The organism is Natrononativus sp. DTA114, assembly GCF_059736515.1.
Window position 1 is genome coordinate 855765 of record NZ_JCASSN010000001.1, and the last position, 17852, is coordinate 873616.

At 66.1% G+C, this 17852-nt stretch carries 18 protein-coding genes; 6 read left to right on the top strand and 12 right to left on the bottom strand.

Features of this window, described 5'->3' with window-relative positions; genetic code table 11:
* Positions 1-67 precede the first annotated feature (67 nt).
* On the top strand, positions 68-2776 hold the full coding sequence (locus AC6I6S_RS04575) for a PAS domain S-box protein (RefSeq protein WP_497948550.1): 2709 nt from the start codon (positions 68-70) through the stop codon (positions 2774-2776).
* Positions 2777-2814: 38 nt separating this feature from the next.
* Here the strand turns inward: AC6I6S_RS04575 and leuB are convergent, their stop codons facing one another.
* The 8 genes from leuB to AC6I6S_RS04615 form a co-directional block, all read right to left on the bottom strand.
* Entirely contained in the window at positions 2815-3795 is a 981-nt protein-coding gene (gene leuB / locus AC6I6S_RS04580; protein WP_497948551.1) for a 3-isopropylmalate dehydrogenase, read from the bottom strand.
* Positions 3792-4469 carry a 3-isopropylmalate dehydratase small subunit gene (gene leuD, locus AC6I6S_RS04585; RefSeq protein ID WP_497948552.1) on the bottom strand — a complete coding sequence of 226 codons (678 nt, stop codon included), beginning with the start codon at positions 4467-4469 and terminating at the stop codon, positions 3792-3794. Before leuD ends, leuB begins: the two co-directional genes overlap by 4 nt.
* Positions 4466-5887, bottom strand: coding sequence for a 3-isopropylmalate dehydratase large subunit (leuC, locus tag AC6I6S_RS04590; protein WP_497948553.1), 1422 nt, complete (start codon positions 5885-5887; stop codon positions 4466-4468). Before leuC ends, leuD begins: the two co-directional genes overlap by 4 nt.
* A complete protein-coding gene (locus tag AC6I6S_RS04595) occupies positions 5884-6207 on the bottom strand; it encodes a DUF7989 family protein (protein WP_497948554.1) in 324 nt (107 codons plus the stop codon). The genes leuC and AC6I6S_RS04595 overlap by 4 nt, the downstream gene beginning before the upstream one ends.
* Positions 6208-6235: 28 nt before the next feature.
* Positions 6236-7303: a ketol-acid reductoisomerase gene (ilvC, locus tag AC6I6S_RS04600; protein ID WP_497948555.1), complete on the bottom strand. Its 1068-nt coding sequence runs from the start codon at positions 7301-7303 to the stop codon at positions 6236-6238.
* Positions 7296-7979, bottom strand: coding sequence for an acetolactate synthase small subunit (ilvN, locus tag AC6I6S_RS04605; protein ID WP_497948556.1), 684 nt, complete (start codon positions 7977-7979; stop codon positions 7296-7298). Before ilvN ends, ilvC begins: the two co-directional genes overlap by 8 nt.
* Positions 7976-9790 carry a biosynthetic-type acetolactate synthase large subunit gene (ilvB, locus tag AC6I6S_RS04610; protein WP_497948557.1) on the bottom strand — a complete coding sequence of 605 codons (1815 nt, stop codon included), beginning with the start codon at positions 9788-9790 and terminating at the stop codon, positions 7976-7978. The genes ilvN and ilvB overlap by 4 nt, the downstream gene beginning before the upstream one ends.
* 313 nt (positions 9791-10103) lie before the next feature.
* Positions 10104-11387 (bottom strand): LeuA family protein, encoded by a 1284-nt coding sequence (locus AC6I6S_RS04615; protein ID WP_497949298.1) that lies wholly within the window; start codon positions 11385-11387, stop codon positions 10104-10106.
* 317 nt (positions 11388-11704) lie between these two features.
* Here AC6I6S_RS04615 and AC6I6S_RS04620 point away from each other — a divergent pair, with 317 nt between their 5' ends.
* Both AC6I6S_RS04620 and AC6I6S_RS04625 read left to right on the top strand, forming a co-directional pair.
* Positions 11705-12160, top strand: coding sequence for a ferritin-like domain-containing protein (locus tag AC6I6S_RS04620; RefSeq protein ID WP_497948558.1), 456 nt, complete (start codon positions 11705-11707; stop codon positions 12158-12160).
* Positions 12161-12230: 70 nt separating this feature from the next.
* Positions 12231-12521 (top strand): DUF5779 family protein, encoded by a 291-nt coding sequence (locus tag AC6I6S_RS04625; protein ID WP_497948559.1) that lies wholly within the window; start codon positions 12231-12233, stop codon positions 12519-12521.
* 123 nt (positions 12522-12644) lie between these two features.
* Here the strand turns inward: AC6I6S_RS04625 and AC6I6S_RS04630 are convergent, their stop codons facing one another.
* Positions 12645-13346 carry a VOC family protein gene (locus AC6I6S_RS04630; protein WP_497948560.1) on the bottom strand — a complete coding sequence of 234 codons (702 nt, stop codon included), beginning with the start codon at positions 13344-13346 and terminating at the stop codon, positions 12645-12647.
* Positions 13347-13443: 97 nt separating this feature from the next.
* Between AC6I6S_RS04630 and AC6I6S_RS04635 the strand changes: the two genes are divergently transcribed.
* Together AC6I6S_RS04635 and AC6I6S_RS04640 are read left to right on the top strand one after the other, a co-directional pair.
* Positions 13444-14127, top strand: coding sequence for a hypothetical protein (locus AC6I6S_RS04635; protein WP_497948561.1), 684 nt, complete (start codon positions 13444-13446; stop codon positions 14125-14127).
* 122 nt (positions 14128-14249) lie between these two features.
* A complete protein-coding gene (locus AC6I6S_RS04640) occupies positions 14250-14684 on the top strand; it encodes a JAB/MPN domain protein-containing protein (RefSeq protein WP_497948562.1) in 435 nt (144 codons plus the stop codon).
* A gap of 31 nt (positions 14685-14715) precedes the next feature.
* On the opposite strand, the gene AC6I6S_RS04645 is transcribed toward AC6I6S_RS04640, so the two are convergent.
* Positions 14716-14925: a ribbon-helix-helix domain-containing protein gene (locus AC6I6S_RS04645; protein ID WP_497948563.1), complete on the bottom strand. Its 210-nt coding sequence runs from the start codon at positions 14923-14925 to the stop codon at positions 14716-14718.
* Between the two features lie 111 nt (positions 14926-15036).
* Here AC6I6S_RS04645 and AC6I6S_RS04650 point away from each other — a divergent pair, with 111 nt between their 5' ends.
* A complete protein-coding gene (locus tag AC6I6S_RS04650; protein WP_497948564.1) occupies positions 15037-15366 on the top strand; it encodes a DUF5789 family protein in 330 nt (109 codons plus the stop codon).
* Between the two features lie 21 nt (positions 15367-15387).
* Here the strand turns inward: AC6I6S_RS04650 and aglJ are convergent, their stop codons facing one another.
* Together aglJ and aglM are read right to left on the bottom strand one after the other, a co-directional pair.
* Complete coding sequence (gene aglJ / locus AC6I6S_RS04655) at positions 15388-16395, bottom strand: S-layer glycoprotein N-glycosyltransferase AglJ (RefSeq protein ID WP_497948565.1); 1008 nt, start codon at positions 16393-16395, stop codon at positions 15388-15390.
* A gap of 90 nt (positions 16396-16485) precedes the next feature.
* Entirely contained in the window at positions 16486-17775 is a 1290-nt protein-coding gene (gene aglM, locus AC6I6S_RS04660; protein WP_497948566.1) for a UDP-glucose 6-dehydrogenase AglM, read from the bottom strand.
* Positions 17776-17852: the final 77 nt, after the last annotated feature.

The window sequence follows — 17852 nt, forward strand, 5'->3', positions numbered from 1 at the left end:
AACCGTTCGGTTGCGCCGGTACCGGGAGACTCTTTAGGCGTAATCCGTTACTCGACGTATAGATCAGATGACCGATACTGGTACTCGAAACCGGGAGCAAGCGGTCGGTCGAGTGTACCAGGCGCTGGAGGCAGCGAGTGAGCCGATCGGTCTACTCGACGGGAACGGCGAGTTCGTCTACGTAAACGACGCGTATGCGGCAACGTTCGGCTACGAACCGGCGGCACTGCTCGGCGAATCCCTCACGGTACTCGGTATCGGAGACGATCCTGAGCGGTGCTTGCCGACCGATCCGGACGAAGGAAGGGTAACGCAGCCGGTGACCTGTACCCGTAGCACCGGGGAGGACATCCGTGTCGAACTGTCGTTCACGCTGACCGAAGACGGCGATATCCTCTCTCTCGTTCGCGAGACGAGCGGGGAATCGTCTAACGGTCAAAACGAATCAGCGGCCCAGCTGGACGCCGTCAACAGCGCGGATTCGCTCGGAACGTGGGTCTGGGACATCACCGACGACCGACTCGTCGCCGATGCGTCGTTCGCACAGTTGTTCGGCGTCGAGACGGACGAAGCCGTTGTCCAAACGCCACTCGAGACGTTCACTGAAGGGATCCACGAGGCGGATCGCGAACGAGTCGAGACGATGATCACCGAGGCCATCGATACCGACGGCGAGTTCACCGCGGAGTACCGCGTTCGGACGGTCGACGACGAGGTTCGATGGGTTTCGAGCCACGGCACGGTGAAGTACGACGAGAACGGCGTCCCCGTTCGGTTCCCCGGCGTCGTCGCCGACATCACTCCCCTCCAGGAGGCGATCGCCGAACTGCAGGAACGCGAGGAACGGCTGCGTGCCGTCTTCGACGGCACCTACGAGCTCATCGGCCTCCTGGACGACGAGGGAACGGTGCTCGACGCCAACCGCGCCGCTCTCGAGTGGGACGGTGCGAGCAGGGAGAAGTCGCTCGGCAAACCGCTCTGGGAGACACCCTGGTTCACGCACACGCCAGGGATCCCGGGACAGGTGCGACGAGACGTCGCTCGCGCGGCCGCCGGGGAGTTCGTTCGCTACGAACTGTCGCTCCAGGACGCCTCGGGCGAGGTGACGACGTACGACTTCTCGCTTCACCCGGTCACGGACGAGCACGGAGACGTCGTCTACATCGTTCCGGAGGGACGTGACATCAGCGAGCGCAAACGACGGGAGGAGCGCGATCAGTTCCTGCTCTGGCTCGACCAGGCGCTTCAGCCGCTCTCGGAGCCGAAGGAGATCATGGCCACCGCCTCGGAGCTGCTGTGTGAACAGCTCGAGGCCGACCGCTGTGCGTACGTCGAAGCCAGCGACGACGACCGCCTCAAGATCATCGGAGACTACGCCCGCGGCGAGACTGCAAGCCTTACCGAGCCGTGGACGATCTCCGACTTCGGCAACGAGGCACTCCGATCGATGCGGGAGAACACGGTGTACGTCGTCGACAACGTCGGTGCCGACGAGCGGATAACCGACACGGCTCGAGACGTGTACGAGCGCCTCGGCGTTCGGAGCACGGTCTTTGTCCCGTTGCACAAAGACGGTGCGTTCACGGCCGGGATGGCGATCCATCAGGAAACGCCCCGTGAGTGGCACACCTACGAGGTCGCACTGGCGACGACGGTCGCCCAGCGCTGCTGGGAGTCCTTACAACGGGCACGGACGATGCACAGACTTCGCGACAGCGAAGAGCGACTGCGACTCGCACTCGAGGCGGCGGAGATGGGCGCGTGGGAACTCGATTTACAGACCGAGGACGCCCCCGTTCGCTCGTCCCGTCACGACGAAATCTTCGGCTACGAGGAACCGCTCGACGACTGGAGCCTGGATCGGTTCCTCGAGCACGTTCACCCCGACGACCGCGAGCGGGTTCAGCGTCGCTTCGAGACCGCCCTCGAGACGGGCGAGTGGGAGTTCGAGTGCCGGATCACTCGGGCCGACGACGAACGTCGGTGGATCACGGCCCACGGCGAGTTCTTCTACGACGATGCGGGCGAGCCGATTCGCGCTATCGGGATCGTACGCGACGTCACCGGCCGCAAGGAACGAGAGCGGAAGCTCGAGCAACAGAACAAGCGCCTGGAGAGCTTCGCGAGCATGCTCGCACACGAGCTCCGGAACCCGCTCAGTATCGCCCAGATCTACCTCCAGAACGCCCGACGGGGTGACGAGACCGCGTTCGAGCAGGTCGAGGTCGCTCACGAGCGGATCGAGGAGATGATCAACGTGTTGCTCGTCCTGGCAGAGAGCGGTGAGTCGACTGTCAATCCCGAACCGGTCAGGCTCGAGGAACTGGCGACCGAGGTGTGGGATACGCTGTCGGCGTCCCGCGACCAGCTGGTCGTCGAAACCGACGTCGTTCTCGCGGTGGAGCCCCACCACCTCCGGCACATCCTCGAAAACCTCTTCGAGAACGCCCTCGAGCACGGGTCGGCGCCGCATCTCTCACAGCTAGACGACACGACCGATCCGGGGACGGATGCCCGCGACGACGGCGTCACCATTCGCGTCGGGAACCTCGAGGACGGCTTCTACGTGGCAGACGACGGACGGGGAATCCCCGACTCGAAACGCGAGCGGATCTTCGAGGCCGGGTTCACCACGGATACGAACGGAATCGGCCTCGGCCTGACGTTCATCGGACAGCTCGCGGACGCCTACGGCTGGGAGTGTCGCGCAACCGAAAGCGAGTCCGGGGGTGCCCGGTTCGAGTTCTCGAACGTCGAGATCGCCTCCGACGAGTGACGGACTCGCCTTCGAGCGACGAGGGCTCGAAAAGGACCCTACAGCCGATCGACCACGGCGGCCGTCACGTCTTCGGTAGTGGCGTCGCCACCAAGATCCGGTGTTCGCGGGCCGGACTCGAGGACGTCCTCGACGGCCGTCCGAACCGCCGACCCCTGCTCGTCGTGGCCGAGGAACTCGAGTAACATCGCCGCCGAGAGGACCGTTGCGGCGGGGTTCGCGACGCCCTCGCCCGCGATGTCCGGGGCGGTGCCGTGGACCGGCTCGAACAGTCCGCGTTCGGGGCCCACGTTGGCGCTCGGGAGGAGTCCGAGGCCGCCGACCAGCCCCGCAGCGAGGTCCGAAAGGACGTCGCCCGCGAGGTTCGGACAGACGACGGTATCGAACTGCGCCGGGTCGAGACAGACGTGCGTCGCGAAGGCGTCCATCAGCACCTCGTCGGTCTCGACGCCGTTCTCTTCGGCGACCGCAAGAACGGCATCCCGGAAGCGACCGTCCGTCTCGCGCATCACGTTCGCCTTGTGGGCGACGGTGAAGCCGTCGGCCCCCCGCGTCTCGACGAACTCGCAGGCGAACTCGGCCAGCCGTTCGGAGGCCGAGTCCGTGACGACCCGCGTGAGCGTCGAGAGGTCGTCGCCCAGTCGGTCCTCGTGGCCCGCGTAAACGCCCTCGGTGTTCTCCCGGAGGAAGACGAGATCCGTCTCGGGACGAAGGGCATCGACGCCCGGATACGCTTTGGCAGGGCGGACGTTGACAAACGAGTCGACGGCCTCCCGCAGCGGGAGGATCACGTCGGCGGCCGTCTCGCCGGCCGCGCCGAACAGCGTCGCGTCGGCGCTCGCGGCGAGATCGTAGGTTTCCGACGGCAGGGCCTCACCGGTCTCGTCGGCGACGGCATCGCCCGCCTCAGCGGACGTGAACTCGAACTCGAGGCCCGTCGCCTCGAGCACGTCGACGGCGGCGGGGACGACCTCCTGGCCGATACCGTCGCCCGGAATAACCGCGATTTCGTGGCTCATACGGAACCGCCGTCCTCCACGTACGGCAGCGACGCCGCGGTTTCGCGGACCGATTCGGCGTTGGCCTTCATCAGCGCGGTCGTGTCCCAGACGCCCTCGACGAGGGCCTTCCGCTGGGCCTCGTCGACGCCAACGTCGACGGTTGTCTCGCCGTAGGTGACCGTCTCGCTCGCGACGTCGACCTCGACGTCACTGTCCGGGTTCGCCTCGACCCAGTCCTGGATCGTTTCGACCGTGTCGGCGTCGGCGGTCACCGTCGGGATGCCGAGCGCGAGGCAGTTACCCGCGAAGATCTCGGCGAAGCTCTCGCCGACGAAGGCGTCGATCCCCCAGCGCTGTAGCGCCTGCGGGGCGTGCTCCCTCGAGGAACCGCAGCCGAAGTTGGCGTTGACGACCATCACTGAGGCGTCGCGGTGAGCGGGCTCGTTCAGCGGGTGTTCTTTCTGGGTGTCCGCTACGACGGCTTCGCCGTCTCCGTCTCGCGACTCCTCCGAAGTCGCGCTCTCGAATCGCTGGTCGAAGAAGGCGAACTCGCCCAGCCCGTCGAAGGTGACGACCTTCATGAAGCGGGCGGGGATGATCTGGTCGGTGTCGATGTCGTTGCCGCGAATCGCGACGCCGGTTCCCGACACCGCCTCGACGGACGGAATCTCGACCGTCTCGGTCCCCGTCATTGCAGAGTCACCTCCTTCAACTCGCGAACGTCGGTCACTTCGCCGGTGATCGCCGCCGCGGCGACCATCCGCGGGTTCATCAGGACGGTGCGGCCGTCCTTGCTCCCCTGGCGACCGACGAAGTTGCGGTTCGAGGAGGAGGCGCAGGCCTCGTCGCCCTCGAGCTGGTCCTCGTTCATGCCCAGACACATCGAACAGCCGGCGTTACGCCAGTCGAAGCCGGCCGCCTCGAAGACGTCCTTGAGTCCCTCCTCCTCGGCGACCCGCTGGACGCGCTGGCTGCCGGGGACGACGAGCGCCCGCACCTCGGGGTGGACTTCGCGACCCTCGACGATTCGCGCCGCCCGTCGCAGGTCCGGCAGTCGGGCGTTCGTACAGGAGCCGAGGAAGGCGACGTCGATCTCGTAGCCCGCCATCGTCTCGCCGGGCTCGACGCGCATGTGGTCCTGGGCGCGGCGGGCGGTGTCGCGCTTGTCCGCGGGCAGGTCTTCGGGTGCTGGAACGGGGTCGGTGATGCCGATCCCCTGGCCCGGGGTCGTTCCCCAGGTGACGACCGGCTCGAGGTCGTCCGCGTCGATGGTGACGACGTCGTCGTACGCTGCCGTCTCGTCGCTGCGAACCGACTCCCAGTAGGGCTTGAGCTCGTCGAATTTCTCGGGATTCTCCCGGAAGTAGTCTGTCTCCTCCAGGTAGTCGTAGGTGGTCTCGTCGGGGTTGACGTAGCCCGCGCGAGCGCCCCCCTCGATCGACATGTTACAGATCGACATCCGACCCTCCATACCGAGACTCTCGATCGCGGAGCCGGCGTACTCGTAGACGTAGCCGACGCCGCCCTCGGTGCCCAGCCGGCGGATGATCTCGAGGATGACGTCCTTGGCCTCGACGCCGTCGCCGAGTTCGCCCTGAACCTCGATTTTTCTCACTTTCTGCTTCTCGAAGGCGAGGGTGCCCGTCGCGAGCACGTCGCGGATCTGGCTGGTGCCGATCCCGAACGCGAGCGCGCCGAACGCGCCGTGGGTCGAAGTGTGCGAATCGCCGCAGACGATCGTCTTGCCGGGCTGGGTGAGCCCCTGCTCGGGGCCGACGACGTGGACGATACCCTGGTCGCCGCTGTTCGGGTCCGAGAACTCGATGCCGGCCTCGCGGACGTTCTCCTCGAGTTCGCGCATCATCTCCTCTGCGGCGTCCTCCCGGTAGGGGCGGGACTGGTCGGCGGTCGGGATGATGTGGTCGACCGTCGCGTGGGTCAGTTCGGGGTAGGCGACCTCGAGGTCGCGCTCCTCGAGCATCCCGAACGCCTGCGGGCTCGTCACCTCGTGGATGAGGTGGAGGCCGACGAACAGCTGTTCCTGGCCGGTCGGCAGCGTGGTCACGCTGTGGCGGTCCCACACCTTGTCGTACAGCGTTCGCTCGCTCATTCCTCGTACTCGACGGCGACGTCGTCCTCGCTGCCGCCGCGTTCGAATACCCGGTTGGCGTCCTCGGACTCGTTCGGCGGGGTGTGGCTCACGTCTTTCATCTGCCGTGTTTCATCGTTCATCTGCCGTGTCTCATCACGATCGGCGTCGGGTTCGACGGCGTTGGCGCGTCCCCCGTCGGCGGCCACGATCGGCCCGCGGTTGAACAGCTGACCGGTGCTCTCGCCGGTGTAGGGATTGGTGTGGCTCACGCCTTTCATCGGCTGTCGTCGGGCGGTTCGGGTCTGTCGTCGGTCGTCGGATGCGTCGGTTGCAGTCATTGTCTCAGGTACTCCGTCGTGGTCGCGTTCAGTCGTCCGCCGGCACTTCCGCCGGTTCCGTTTCGTCCTCGGTCTCCTCCCACTCGAACAGATCGCGCAACGGCGCGCCGATCTGCTCGATCTCGTGTTCCTCTTCCTGGCGTTTCAGCTGGGTGTACGCCGGCCGGCCCGCCTGGTTCTCGTTGATCCACTCGCGGGCGAAGGTGCCGTCTTGGACCTCCTCGAGTAGTTCCTCCATGTTCTCGCGCACCGAGTCGTCGATGATGCGGTCGCCGCGGCTGAGCCCGCCGTACTCCGCGGTGTAGCTCACGGAGTGCCACATCCCGCCGAGTCCGTCCTCGTACATCAGATCGACGATCAGTTTGAGCTCGTTCAGACACTCGAAGTACGCCATCTCCGGCGAGTAGCCGTTGTCCACGAGCGTCTCGAAGCCGTGTTTGACGAGCGCGGTAACGCCGCCACAGAGCACGGCCTGTTCGCCGAAGAGGTCCGACTCGACCTCCTCGCGGAACGTCGTCTCGACGACGCCCGCGCGGGTCGCGCCGATCGCCTGCGCGTAGGCGAGGGCTTCGTCCTTCGCCTCGCCCGTGTAGTCCTGATAGACCGCGATCAGGGCGGGCGTGCCGCCGCCGTTCTCGTAGTCCCGGCGGACGATGTGGCCTGGACCCTTCGGGGCGGCCATCGTCACGTTCACGTCCTCGGGTGGCTGGATCTGGTTGTAGTGGATGTTGAACCCGTGGGCGAACATGATCGTGTTTCCGGCCTCGAGTTCCGGCTTGATCGCCTCGAACACCGCGGGCTGGACGGTGTCCGGGACGAGGAAGATCACCACGTCGGCCTGTGCGGCCGCCGCGTCGGGCGTCGTCACTCGCAGGCCGTCGGATTCGGCCTGTGGCCACGAGGACGAGTCCTCGCGGAGGCCGACGACCACGTCGACCCCGCTGTCGTGCAGGTTCCGCGCGTGGGCGTGACCCTGGCTGCCGTAGCCGAGGACGGCAACCGTCTTGTTCTCGATGTGTCCGGAGTCGGCGTCGTCGCCGTAGTAGATGTTCGTCGTGAATGCGTCGTCTGCGTTCGTCTCGGTTGTATCAGTCATTTGTCTGGGGTGCAGTGTACTGCGTGTTCGGTTGTTCTGCGCGCTGTGCGGTCTGGTTCGCCGTCTTTCCGGCGGTGTCCTCGGTGCCGCGGGCGAGCGCCGTCGTTCCCGTCCTCGAGATCTCTCGGATGCCGAACTGGGAGAACGCCTCTATGGCCGAGTCGACCTTCTGGCGGGCGCCCGTGATTTCGACGGTCGCCGTCTCCGGGCTCCCGTCGACGGTCTTTCCGTCGTACATGTCCGCGACGGCGGCGACCTGATCGGGTCGAGTGGCGTTCACCTTCACGAGCGCGAGTTCCCGGCGCATCGCGTCGGGCTCGAGTTCGCGCACGGCGACGACCGGAATCAGCTTCCGCAGCTGTTTTTTCACCTGGTCGATGCCGGGGTCGGTCTCCTCGACGACCAGCGTGATCCGGGCGCGGCCGTCCTCCTCGGTCGGGCCAACGGTGAGGCTCTCGATGTTGAACTGCCGTCTCGAGAACAGCCCCGAGACGTCCGAGAGCACGCCGGGTTCGTGTTCGACGAGCGCCGAGATCACGGTCCGCCGTGGCTCGCGTTCGGCCTCGACTTCGGGATCGATCCGAATCCCCTGGGCGTTCCGGCGTCCCACGGGAGTGGGGCGTTCATCGGGGGCAGGGCCGTCGATCCCGCCGGTTCCGGGCTGCGAGCCCGTCATAGCTGGTCCTCCGACAGCGCGAACTGTCCGTTATCGCCACCGCTCGGCACCATCGGGTAGACGTTCGCCTGCGGGTCGATGTGAACGTCGATCACCGAAGGGCCGTCGTAGTCGACGGCTTCGGCGATGGTCTCGGCGACCTCGTCGTAGTCGTCGATCCGATACCCGTTCGCGCCGAAGGCCTCGGCCAGCTTATCGAAGGCGGGACACCAGTTGTACTCCGAGGCCGAGTGACGGCCCTCGAAGAAGGCGTCCTGCCACTGGCGGACCATGCCGATGTACTCGTTGTTGAGCACGGCGACGGTGATGTCCAGGTTCTCCCGGACCGCGACGGCCAGCTCCTGCATCGTCATCAGGAACGAGCCGTCGCCCTCGACGCAGATCACTTCCTGATCGTCATCGGCCGCGAGCCGCGCCCCGATAGCCGCGGGAAGGCCGTAGCCCATCGTGCCGAGGCCGTGACTCGAGACCCAGGTGCGAGGCTCGGTGAACGTCCAGTACTGGCAGGCCCACATCTGGTGTTGGCCGACGCCGGTCGTCACGATCGCGCGGTCGCTCGTGGCCTCGTCTAACGCCTCGACGACGAACTGGGGTTTGACCGGTTCGTCTGCGGGGGCATCGTAGGCCATCGAGTACTCCGACTTCCACTGCTGGCACTGCGCGCGCCACTTCGTGGCTTTCGGCGACTCCTCGACGGCCTCGGTCAGCTGGGAAACGACCGTCGCGGCGTCGCCGACCAGCGGGTACTCCGCGTGGACGTTCTTGCTCATTTCGGCGGGGTCGATGTCGACGTGGATCACCTCCGCGTCCGGTGCAAAGCTGTCGATGCCGCCGGTGAGGCGGTCGTCGAACCGGGTGCCGACGGCAACCATCGTATCGCAGTGGGTGATCGCCATGTTGGCGTAGCCGGTGCCGTGCATTCCCGCCATCTCCATGGCGAGTTCGTGATCCTCGGGGAACGAACCGATACCGGGCATCGTCGTCACCACGGGAATCTCGTGTTCGATCGCGAACGCGCGACACTCCTCGTGGGCGTCGCCCTTGATCACGCCGCCGCCGAGCAGCATGATCGGTTTCTGTGCGTCCTCGAGCCGTCGGGCCGCCTCGGCGACGATCGTCGGGTCCGCTCGCTCCTGGATGTCGTACGTCTCTGGCGTCTGCGGTTCGCCGGGTTCGCGGTCGGTTTCGGCCAGCGTGACGTCCTTGGGCAGATCGACCAGCGTCGGGCCGGGTCGACCTTCGCCCGCGAGGGCGAACGCCTCGCCGACGTCGTTTCCAACGGTGTGGGGATCGCTCGAGAACGCGTTCGCCTTCGTGATCGGGGCGGTCACGCCGGTGGTGTCGGTCTCCTGGAAGGCGTCGTTGCCGACCAGTTCCGTGGGAACCTGGCCGGTCAGCGCGATCATCGGATCCGAGTCCATGTCGGCGTCGGCGATGCCGGTCACGAGGTTGGTCGCGCCCGGTCCCGACGTCGCGAGACAGACGCCCGGCTCGCCGGTGACGACCCCGTAGGCGTCGGCGGCGTGGGACGCGCCCTGCTCGTGGGCCATCGTTACGTGCCGGATCGGCGAGTCGTAGATGGCGTCGTAGACGGGCATGATCGCCCCGCCCTGGACGCCGAAGGCGTACTCGACGCCCGCGGTTTCCAGGGCGCGAACGACCGCCTCGGCACCCGTGGTCACTGGGCGGGTGTCGGCCGGCGTTTCGGCGTCGGAAGACGCACTCGAGTCCGCCGCGGACTCCTCAGTACTCTCTTCGCGGCTGCGATCCTGTTCGGTTCGTGGCGGGACCGGTTTCGCGCGCTCGCTCATCGATCCCCTCCCGCCGCGGGGGTGCGGCGGTGTCGTTGTGTGTATCGTGTCATCGGCTGGTGGGCTGGTCGCTCTGAAAACGGTGCGGATCCGGGTCGGTGAGAGGGGTGAGTAGGGGCTAGGCGGCCCCTACAATAATGAGCGAAACGGACGCGGCGCTGTCGGCCGTGCGAGCCGAAGCGGATTCGCGTCGCGCCATTACTGTTCTCGTAGCGAGCCCGATCGGTATAAGGCTTGTGTGGGTGGCAACCATTGCACACCCGCCGGTACGCCAGCCGGTGCTCGCCGGTGGTGTGTGCCGGGGGCCGCATCGTCAGGCCCGCACCTCCGGTTGCCGTTCGCGGTCGACGCCCTCGGCCTCGGCGAAGCGCTCGAGGTCCGCCACCGTGACCCGGCGCTTCTCGGCGCCGTAGTCCTTCACGCGGCGGGTGACCGCCCGTACTTCGGCGTCGGTGGGATCGAACCCACACTCGCTCAGGCGCTCCCGTACCGAGTGGGTGCCGGTGTGCTTGCCCATGACCAGCTTTCGCTCCGCGCCGACCATCTCGGGGGTCATGACCCCGGGTTCGAACGTATCGGAGTTCTCGATGACGCCGGCGGCGTGGATGCCGCTCTCGTGGGAGAAGGCGTTCGCGCCGACGATCGGTTTGTTGCCGGGCGTCGCCATCCCGCTTTTCTCCTCGACGACGCGGGAGAGTTCGGTGATCCGGGTCGTGTCGATGCCGGTGTCGGTCTGGTAGACCGACTCGACGGCCATCACGAACTCCTCGTAGGCGGCGTTGCCCGCCCGCTCGCCGATGGAGTTCACCGAGACCTGGGCCTGCTCGGCGCCGGCCTCGACGCCGGCCAGCGCGTTGGCGGTGGCCAGTCCGAAGTCGTCGTGGGTGTGGACGTCGATCCGGGCGTCGGTGTGGTCGCCGATCGTCTCGATCAGGTCGTAAAAGCGCCGCGGAGTGGCGACTCCGCAGGTGTCCGGAACGTTGATCCAGTCGGTGCCCGCCTCGGTGACGGCCTCGACCACCTCGAGCAGGAACGACTCGTCGGTTCGCGTCGCGTCCATCGGCGAGAACATGCAGGTGGTGCCGGTCTCGGTAACTCGTTCGACGGAGTCGACCGCGCGCTGTACGACTTCCTCGCGGGTGGCGTGCATCGAGTCTTCGATCTGGACGTCACTGGTGCTCACGAAGACGTGGACCATCTCGACGCCGGAGTCCAGCGCCGCCTCAACGTCGCCCTCGACGACGCGGGCTAACCCGCAGGTCGTCGTCTGCGTCGAGGACGCGATGTCGCGAACGGCTTCGAACTCGGCCTCGCCGTTGACGGGGAACCCGGCCTCGATGACGTGGGTTCCCATCTCGTCCAGAATAGCTGCGATCTCACGCTTGTCGTCGGAGGAAAACGACGTGCCCGGAGACTGTTCGCCGTCCCGGAGCGTGGTATCGAAAACCCGTGCCGCCTGAATCTCCTCAGTGGAATCTAACGTGCCCTGGAAGAACTCGACCGCCCTGACTGGTGTCAGAGCCGGGTGTGTCTGATGTAGACATTGTATCTCGCTTCGAGGCTCGAGGTAGTATATAAATCTGCCGCTGAAACAGATTTCGGCAGTATTTGTACAGAGCCGTCCGGATATGTACGCCGCCGAAACCGCACGACATCAACGACCTATGTTTCAACATACGTCCTTATACAGTACCGGATGATACTATGCAAATGTCGGACACGGTAGAGCGTGACGTTGTATATTCCGGCCGAGTTCTTGAGAATCAAACATCCAGGGCGCTGACGCGCGGGGACGAGTGGACAGTCGTCCACTCACCTGCCCCTTCGACACCACACGCTCCCGCTCCCCGAGCCGTCGCCCGAGTGCGAGCGCGTGTCAGCATTATACCGCCGCTCGTGGTACGCCGCGTCGCAATGGCATCCGACGACGTGATCGACCTGCTGAGAGATGCGTACATCGACGAACTCGAGACCGTGATGAACTACTTGACGAATTCGATCGTCCTCGACGGCGTCCACGCAGAGGAGGTCAAAGAGAGCCTCGCGGCCGACGTCGAGGAGGAACTCGAGCACGCGCGGCTGCTCGGCCAGCGGCTGAAACAGCTCGAGCACGCCCCGCCCGGCTCCGAGGGGTTCGAGGCGCGCCAGTCGAGTCTGCAGCCCCCCGAGGACACGACGGACGTCCAGTCGGTGATCGACGGCGTCCTCGAGGCCGAGGAGGACGCGATCGGGACGTATCGGTCGCTGCTCGAGGCCGCCGAGGAGGCGAACGATCCCGTCACTGAAGACGTCGCGGTGACGATCCTGGCCGACGAGGAGGCCCATCGAGCCGAGTTCCGCGGATTCAAGAAGGAGTTCCCGTCCGACTGACCGAGTAATTATAAAGGGACACACTCCACTCCAGGGGAACGTTTTTCTCGTCTCCCTTCGACCCACGACCATGAGCGACTTCGACCTCGATCTCAGAGCGGTCGAGGAACACATCGACGAGGAACTCGAACTCGACGGCGAACTCGTCCTCGGCGTCTTAGACGGGACCCACGACCCCGACGAGTGGCTCGAGGCGATCGCGAGCGGCAACGTTCTCGTCCTCTACGTCGACGGCAGCGTCAACGAACTCGCCTCCGGGTTCGCCCGTGACGTCAAAGAATCGGGCGGCAGTCTCGTTCACTTCCGTGGCTTTCTGATCGTCGCACCGCCCGGCATCGACGTGAACACGGATCGACTCTGAGCCGCCCGCTTCCTGCGAGAGTAGTCGTTGAAACGGGTTACACCCGGTCACAGCTGTGCGGCCAGCCGTGGCCGTCGCGACGAGGCTGACCGCCGATGATCGTGACCGGGTGTGCACTGACTGTCACCGACGACGATACTGTGAGTCCGCATCGACGACCGTGAGGTGGTGGCCGTCGGGATCGCGGATCACGACGTCGTCGCCGCGGTCGATTTCACACGCCCGGTCGGCGACGGCATCGGCCGCGGCGTCCGGGTCCGCCGCCGCAAACCCCAGGTCCACGTGAACGCCGCCGCGAGCGTCCGCGATTCCCAGTTGTGGCTCCCAGAGCTCGAGCGCCATCGGCCCGTTCATCCGCACCCGTTTCCGGTCGTCGCCGCGGTCGACCGTCTCGAATCCCAGACCGGCGTAGAACGACTCCGCGCGGGGGAGCGACTCGACCTCGAGGACGACCTCGAAGATCCCGTCGATCCCCGGCCCCGGAAGGCCCTGCTGGCCGAGTTCGACGCAGTTGCCGTCGGGGTCGTAGCAGTAGAGCGATTTCGCGCTGCCGAACGTGAACTCCTCGAGATCGTACTCCTCGCTCAGGCGGTCCCACCAGTCGTCGTACTCCGCGTCGGGAATCGAGAACGCGAAGTGGGTGTGAAGCCCGCCACGGGGGACCCCGGAGGGACGCCGGAGGACCAGGTCGGTCTCGCCCGCGGCGAACGCCACGGCGTCGTCGCGGTCGTCGGTCACCGATAGCTCGAGGCTCTCCTCGTAGAACCGCCGCGCGGGCTCGAGATACTTGACCTCGAGGGCGAGCCAGGCCAGCCGGGTCAGCATACGCCTTTCTACTCCCGCCGGGATCAAAGAGGCGTCGGCGGAACGGACCGGCCAGTGTTGGCCGCGCCCTTATGGCTTCGCCCGTGCTAGCCAGCGCATGGCATTCCGCGTCGACGAGGACGCGACGGCGTTTCGGGAGATCGATCGATTCGAGGGTGGCGTCGGCTGGCTCGCACACTCCGAGGAAACGATGCAGCGAGCGAGCCACGCGCTCACCGTTGACGGCGAGGTGTGGCTGTTCGACCCCGTCGACGCGGACGGGCTCGACGACCTGCTTGCCGAGTTGGGCGAGGTCACCGGCGTCGTCGTCGGCGTCGACCGTCACAAGCGCGACGCCGCTACCATCGCGAACCGCCACGACGCACACGTCTACCTCCCCGAGTTCTTCGAGGGCGTCGCCGAGGAGATAGCGGCACCCATCGTCCGGTTCGGCGACGAACTCGCCGACACCGGTATCGAGGTTCACCCGCTCCACGAAGGGCGGTTCTGGCAGGAGGTCGCGCTGTTCGAGCCGGAACGGGGAACTCTCGTCGTCCCCGAATCGCTGGGGGCGGCCCCCTACTTCCTGGCCGGGGGCGAGCGCCTGGGGGTTCATCCGATGCTGCGAGCGGTACCGCCGCGCGAACAGCTTCGCGGCCTCCACCCGGAACGGGTGCTGGTGGGCCACGGCGAGGGCGTGATGCACGACGGCGCGCGTGCGCTTGAGGACGCGCTCGCCGGTTCGCGTCGGCGGATGCCGCGACTCTACGCCGGGACGCTACGACAGTTCCTCCCGGTGTAGTCGGGACTTCCCGAGTATCGGCCAGCGTGACAATCGGTTATCGACGAATTTCACGCCGTAGAACGCTCCGGGACGCCACTCACGGGGAGTACAACTATTGTCGCGGCCGCCGTGCATATAGTGTGATCTACATAACCCGCGCCCTCGTCGACGTGCTGATCGACCTCGCGAGAGACGCAGACCCCGAGCGGGTGAGTACGGGCGTCTCCACGACCCCTGCGGGCGATCTCGAGGGAGCCGACGAGCTTCCACCCGAGACGCCCGTCTTCACGGATTTCTATCTCCCCGATCCCGGCAATCCAGTCAACGCCGTCTTCGGCGTCGATCTCACGACGCCGGCCGGCCAGACCCAGGGTCAGTTCGTCTCGCATCCCGTCGGCGAACTCGAAGTATCGAAGCGGGACGACCTCGCGCCGGTAGTGTTCGTCGCGACCCTTCCCTGGGGAACCGGCCAGGAGTCCTTCGGCGCGTTCGATCGCCTCGGCGAGCGCCAGCCCCTCGAGTTCGTCGACGCGAAACCGCCGGAGGGGTCGCTCCCCGAGGAGTCCCGCGTCTGACCGGCGAGCCGCGCGTGCGCGGCGAAAACCGTCAATCCAGGTAGCCCAGCCCCTTGAGCTGTTCCGTGATGTCCTCGAACTCGGCCTCCGTTAGCTCCCCCGAGCGCTGGTGCTGGATGACGATGCTCCGGAGCAGAAACCGGACGAGATCGCTCGTACTCTGAAAGCTCGTCCCCTCGATGGTCTCGTCGACCCGTTCGGCCAGATCCTTCGGAATGGAAACCGTCGTGTACTCGGTCATACGGGTATCGAACACCGGCGGCGTCAAATCGTTGTCGACGGCCGCAGGTACGTCCGGTAGGTGGGGCCGTCGGTCGTAGCGATTTTGAGACCCGAGTGTCTATCCGTCGGTATGGGAGTACGGCCACCATCGAACGGAGACTCAGAGGAACCCGACAGCATCGAGTTCGGCATCGCCGCCGTCGACGCCCACCTCAGGCGCAGTGACCTCTCGTTTCCCGCCTCGAGAGACGACGTCTCGGCGGCGCTCGGTGGGAAGCGGATTCCGTACGACGTCCACGGCAACGACGTTGAACTCGACGAAATCCTGAGCGAGGTCGACCGCTCGGAGTTCGCGAGCAGACAGGAACTGCTGAACGCCCTGCACCCACGGTTCGAGGAGTATCGAAAACGTCACTCCGGCGGCGTCGTCGCACAGTTCCGATCGCTCCTTCCGTTCTGACCCGCAGTTCCGACTCCCGGTCTACCGTTCGTTCCGTCCGTTCTCCCGCGTGATTCGCTCGAGTCGACGCCGCTGTTCGCGGTGGAGCGTGACGATCATGTCCGAGAGCACGCCGAACATGAGCAGTTGTACCCCGAGCAAGATCGCGGCCGCGGAGACGACGGCGAGGATCTCGTGGCCGATCCCGTACCAGACCCACTGCGTGAGCACGTAGAGGGCGATGGCGCTTCCCGAGGCGATTCCGGCGAACCCGAACACGCCGAAGTAAAACAGCGGATTGTTCGTCTTGGCAAGGGAGTACAGCGCGAGGAGGATCGTTCCGCCGTCTCTGACCGGATGGAGGTTGGTTTCCGAGTCGTCGGGTCGAGCGCGGTAGCTGATCGGCACCACCGTGGTGTCGATCCCGTGTTTGACACACTCGACGGCGAGTTCCGTCTCGATGGTAAACCCGTCCGAGTCGAGCGAGATGCGCCGAAACGACTCGGTGGTAAACGCCCTGTATCCCGACAGGATGTCCTCGTAGGCCGCCCCGTGGATAAACCGGAACGCCCGGTTGATCAGCCGGTTGCCGACGCCGTTCAATCGTTTCATCGCATCGTCGTCCATGTTCGCAAACCGGTTGCCGATGACGTGCTCGTAGCCATCGGCGAGGGGCTCGAGCATCCTGTCGGCGTCGGCCGGATCGTAGGTCCCGTCGCCGTCGGCCATCAGCACGTAGGGAACCGCGACGGAGGAGAGCGCCTCGCGGACCGCCTGTCCCTTCCCGCTGCCCGACTGGGTGAGTACCTGTGCGCCGCGCTCGCGGGCAATCTCCCGCGTTCGGTCGTTGGAGTCGCCGTCGACGACGAGGACGTTGGTGTAGCCGTAGCTCGCGAAGCCGTCGATCACGTCGCCGATCGTCGCCGCCTCCTCGAGCGTCGGCAACAGGATACAGACCTCGTCGGGGGCGATCGCCCGTTGCTCGCCGGTCACGGTAACACCACCATCGATTCGGGGACTCGTGTCCGTACGAGCCGCGTCGTCGTCCATTGGCATGGTTTCGATGCCGAACGCCGAAAAGCGTACTGATCGAATTCGGCTAGTGACACGTTCGACCGGTAACGCGTCGGGGACCGGCCGTTACCAGGTCAACCCCTCGTACACCTCGAGATCCCGGTCATCGACGTCGATCCGCCGCCCGTCGACGAGCACCCGTCGGGCCATCCCGTCGAACTCGAGGTCGTCGAACTCGGGCCAGTCCGTCGCGACGACGGCGCCGTCGGCACCCTCGAGAGCGTCCTCCGCGGAGTCGGCGTACTCGATCTCGGGGTACTCCCCGCGAACGTTGTCCATCGCCACCGGATCGTAGGCGACGACCGACGCCCCGCGCTCCGCGAGTTCCGTGATGACGTCGAGTGCGCGGGACTTGCGGGTATCGTCGGTGTTCGGCTTGAACGACAGCCCGAGGACGGCGATCCGGGCGCCCGCGAGGTCGACGTGGGACTCGAGGGCGTCGACCAGCCGCACGGGCTGTTTGTCGTTGACCTCGACGACGGCGTCGAGCAACGTCGGTTCGTACCCCTGTTCGCGCGCACCCGCTCGAATCGCGTTGACGTCCTTCGGGAAACAGGAGCCGCCCCAGCCCAGGCCCGAACGGAGGAACCGCTCGGAAATTCGGTCGTCGAGGCCGACCGCCTCGAACACCTCGTACGCGTCGGCACCGTACTCAGTCGAGATGTTGCCGAGTTCGTTCACCAGCGACACCTTCGCCGCGAGGAAGGCGTTGTTGGCGTACTTGATGAGTTCGGCCTCTCTCACGCCGGTTTCGACCAGATGCGTCTCCTCGCGCTCGAGGATCGGCGCGTACAGTTCCCGAAGCGCGGCGAACCCGTCCTCGCTCGTGGCGCCGACGACGACCTTGTCGGGCTCGAGGAAGTCCTGGACAGCAGTGCTCATTCGCAGGAACTCGGGGTTCATTGCGAGGTGGAGGTCCTCGCCGACGCGCTTGCCGGAGCGGTCGGCGACGATCGGTCCGACCACGTCCTCGGTGGTCCCCGGAAGCACCGTCGACTTGACGACGACGAGGTGGTCGTCGTCCTTTTCGGCGAGGGCGTCGCCGAGCGATTCGGCGGCCGCCTCCATGATCGCGAGGTCGAGGCTGCCGTCCTCGGCCTGCGGGGTCGGCAGACAGAGGAAGGTGAGGTCCGTGTCACAGACGGCGCCGTAGTCGGTCGTCGCTCGGAGATTCGATCCGGCGTGTTCGGCGATCCGCTCCTCGAGACCCGGTTCGTGGATCGGAGCCTCGCCCGCGTTGATCGCGTCGACGATCCCCTCGTCGATTTCGACGTTGACGACGTCGTGGCCGATGTCCGCGAGACAGGCGGCGATGGTGGTGCCGACGTAGCCGCTGCCGACGATCGAGACGTTCATGACCGAAGCAACGACGGGAGGGTGTTAGTGGTTTTTGGGTCTGGCCCGGTGCGGGCACTGCGACGGGGTCGAACGAC

Bases quoted from the DNA above. Each gene is read 5' to 3' on its own strand.
- AC6I6S_RS04595 (WP_497948554.1), bottom strand. From the start codon at position 6,207: ATGACTGCAACCGACGCATCCGACGACCGACGACAGACCCGAACCGCC.
- AC6I6S_RS04575 (WP_497948550.1), top strand. From the start codon at position 68: ATGACCGATACTGGTACTCGAAACCGGGAGCAAGCGGTCGGTCGAGTG.
- ilvC (WP_497948555.1), bottom strand. From the start codon at position 7,303: ATGACTGATACAACCGAGACGAACGCAGACGACGCATTCACGACGAAC.
- AC6I6S_RS04620 (WP_497948558.1), top strand. From the start codon at position 11,705: ATGGCATCCGACGACGTGATCGACCTGCTGAGAGATGCGTACATCGAC.
- AC6I6S_RS04635 (WP_497948561.1), top strand. From the start codon at position 13,444: ATGGCATTCCGCGTCGACGAGGACGCGACGGCGTTTCGGGAGATCGAT.
- aglM (WP_497948566.1), bottom strand. From the start codon at position 17,775: ATGAACGTCTCGATCGTCGGCAGCGGCTACGTCGGCACCACCATCGCC.
- AC6I6S_RS04630 (WP_497948560.1), bottom strand. From the start codon at position 13,346: ATGCTGACCCGGCTGGCCTGGCTCGCCCTCGAGGTCAAGTATCTCGAG.
- aglJ (WP_497948565.1), bottom strand. From the start codon at position 16,395: ATGGACGACGACGCGGCTCGTACGGACACGAGTCCCCGAATCGATGGT.
- ilvN (WP_497948556.1), bottom strand. From the start codon at position 7,979: ATGACGGGCTCGCAGCCCGGAACCGGCGGGATCGACGGCCCTGCCCCC.
- AC6I6S_RS04645 (WP_497948563.1), bottom strand. From the start codon at position 14,925: ATGACCGAGTACACGACGGTTTCCATTCCGAAGGATCTGGCCGAACGG.
- ilvB (WP_497948557.1), bottom strand. From the start codon at position 9,790: ATGAGCGAGCGCGCGAAACCGGTCCCGCCACGAACCGAACAGGATCGC.
- leuD (WP_497948552.1), bottom strand. From the start codon at position 4,469: ATGACGGGGACCGAGACGGTCGAGATTCCGTCCGTCGAGGCGGTGTCG.
- leuB (WP_497948551.1), bottom strand. From the start codon at position 3,795: ATGAGCCACGAAATCGCGGTTATTCCGGGCGACGGTATCGGCCAGGAG.
- AC6I6S_RS04625 (WP_497948559.1), top strand. From the start codon at position 12,231: ATGAGCGACTTCGACCTCGATCTCAGAGCGGTCGAGGAACACATCGAC.
- leuC (WP_497948553.1), bottom strand. From the start codon at position 5,887: ATGAGCGAGCGAACGCTGTACGACAAGGTGTGGGACCGCCACAGCGTG.
- AC6I6S_RS04650 (WP_497948564.1), top strand. From the start codon at position 15,037: ATGGGAGTACGGCCACCATCGAACGGAGACTCAGAGGAACCCGACAGC.